2 protein-coding genes and 1 pseudogene are annotated in these 2,061 nt (G+C 70.2%); all 3 read left to right on the top strand.

The features are described 5' to 3' along the window. Positions 1-412 (top strand): response regulator transcription factor (locus tag G6026_RS11810; RefSeq protein ID WP_182613294.1); only part of this gene is annotated, 412 nt, incomplete at its 5' end. Then, positions 412-1,803: a HAMP domain-containing sensor histidine kinase gene (locus G6026_RS11805; RefSeq protein ID WP_107756971.1), complete on the top strand. Its 1,392-nt coding sequence runs from the start codon at positions 412-414 to the stop codon at positions 1,801-1,803. The genes G6026_RS11810 and G6026_RS11805, both read left to right, overlap by 1 nt. A gap of 75 nt (positions 1,804-1,878) precedes the next feature. Continuing rightward, positions 1,879-2,061 (top strand): annotated as a pseudogene (locus G6026_RS11800) (serine protease); the annotation flags it as partial.

Below are 2,061 nucleotides of genomic sequence, written 5' to 3'. Positions count from 1 at the left end.
GGACGCGGGCGCCGACGACTACCTGCCCAAGCCTTTCGCCCTGGAAGAACTCCTGGCCCGGCTCCGGGCGCTGCTCCGCCGTCGGGGCCCCGAGGCCGAGGACGTCGACGAGGTGCTGGAGTTCGAGGACCTGCGGATGGACCTGGCGACGCGTGAGGTCAGCCGGGGCGACCGCCGGATCCAGTTGACGCGCACCGAGTTCTCGCTGCTCGAACTGCTCCTGCACCATCCCCGCCGGGTCCTCACCCGGAGTCACATCCTCGAGGAGGTGTGGGGTTATGACTTCCCCACCTCGGGGAACGCGCTCGAGGTCTACATCGGATACCTGCGCCGCAAGACCGAGGGCGAGGGGGAGAGCCGGCTGATCCACACCGTGCGGGGCGTGGGGTACGTGTTGCGCGAGACGCCGTAGTGCCAGCCCGCACGGTGGGGTGGTCCTCCACGCCGATCTCCCTGCACCAGCGGGTCACCCTGTTGGCGGCGAGTTCGGTGGGCGTCGCGGTGGCGTTGATGGCCGTCGCGGCGTACTTCGTCGTGTCCGGGTCCATGTACAGCGAGGTCAACAACCGGCTCCAGCAACAGGCGGATCAGCTCGTCAACAGTCAGCTTGCCTCGGAGTTCGCACTGCAGTCACGCAGCACCCTCATCGCGCTGAGGGCCTTCAACCCCAACCTGGACGCTCAGATCGTCGCCCCCTCCGGTGTGCGGACAGCCGCCGGCGAACCGTTCCAGATCGGTGGCCCGGAGATCGCGGTGGTGCGGGGCGAGACCGACTCGAGCCTGCGGACGGCCGGGGGAAAGCAGATCTATGCCGTGGGGGTCCGGGACGGCTCGACCCTCATCCTCGCGCAGGATCTGAGCCCCACCAGGGCGGCGCTGAACCGCCTTGCGATAGTCCTGACCCTGGTGGGCGCGGCCGGCATCGCGCTGGCGGCGGTGGCCGGGACGGCGGTCGGGCGCACGGGTCTGGCCCCGGTCGCCCGGTTGACCCGGGCGGTGGAGAGGATCGCACGGACCGATGACCTGCGGCCCATCCCGGTCGCGGGGGATGACGAGATCGCTCGACTCACCGCGAGTTTCAACCAGATGCTCGTCGCGCTGGGGGAGAGCAGGGAGCGACAATCGAGGCTCGTGGCCGACGCCGGTCACGAGCTCAAGACGCCCCTGACCAGCCTGCGCACGAACGTGGAACTGTTGATCGCCGCGAGCAGGCCGGGGGCGCCGACCATCCCGGACGCCGACAGGGGGGCGCTCGAGGTCGACGTGGTCGGTCAGATCTCTGAACTCACCCAGCTCGTCGGGGACCTGGTCGAACTCGCCCGCGAGGATTCCGGGGACGTCGAACTGGAACCGGTCGCGGTGTCGGAGGCGGTGGAGCGGGCCCTCGAGCGGGTCCGACGGCGACGTCACGACGTGCACTTCGACGTGGAGCTGGCGCCCTGGTACTCGTTCGGTGACAGTGCGGGGATCGAGCGTGCGGTCCTGAACATCTGCGACAACGCGGCCAAGTGGAGCCCCACCGGGGGAACGGTGACGGTTCGGATGAACCCGGTGTCGGAGTCGGTGGTGGAGTTGACCGTCGCCGACCAGGGGCCTGGGATCCCCGAAGCGGACAAGGAGCTGGTCTTCGAGCGGTTCCACCGTTCGCGGGAGGCGCGCGCGATGCCGGGTTCCGGGCTCGGGCTGGCGATCGTCCGTCAGGTGGTCACCAGGCACGGGGGGACCGTCGAGATCCACGACGCGGACGGCGGGGGCACCGAGGTGCGCATGACCATCCCCGGAAGCGACCGTCCCCCGAGCTGAACCGTCCCTGAACCATCCGGAGGCGGCACCGGTGGTCTCAGCGGGCACACAGCGCGGTGAGGAACCATGATCCCCATGGAGAACGAGAACGATCGGGGAACCGGTGATCCCCGGCCCGGCGACGAGTGGGCCTCGGGTCCGGGCGCGGGCGGGCACGGACACCATCAGTACGGGCAGGGCCAGTACGGACAGGGCCAGTACGGGCACGTCCAACCCGAGCAGGGATGGGGTGGCCCGGGGGCTCCCGCCGCGGCGCCG

The sequence above is a fragment of the Dietzia sp. DQ11-38-2 genome (assembly GCF_014145055.1).
Classification (GTDB): Bacteria; Actinomycetota; Actinomycetes; order Mycobacteriales; family Mycobacteriaceae; genus Dietzia.
The sequence above is the reverse complement of the archived record's forward strand: the minus strand, read 5'-3'. Positions and strand labels throughout refer to the sequence as shown.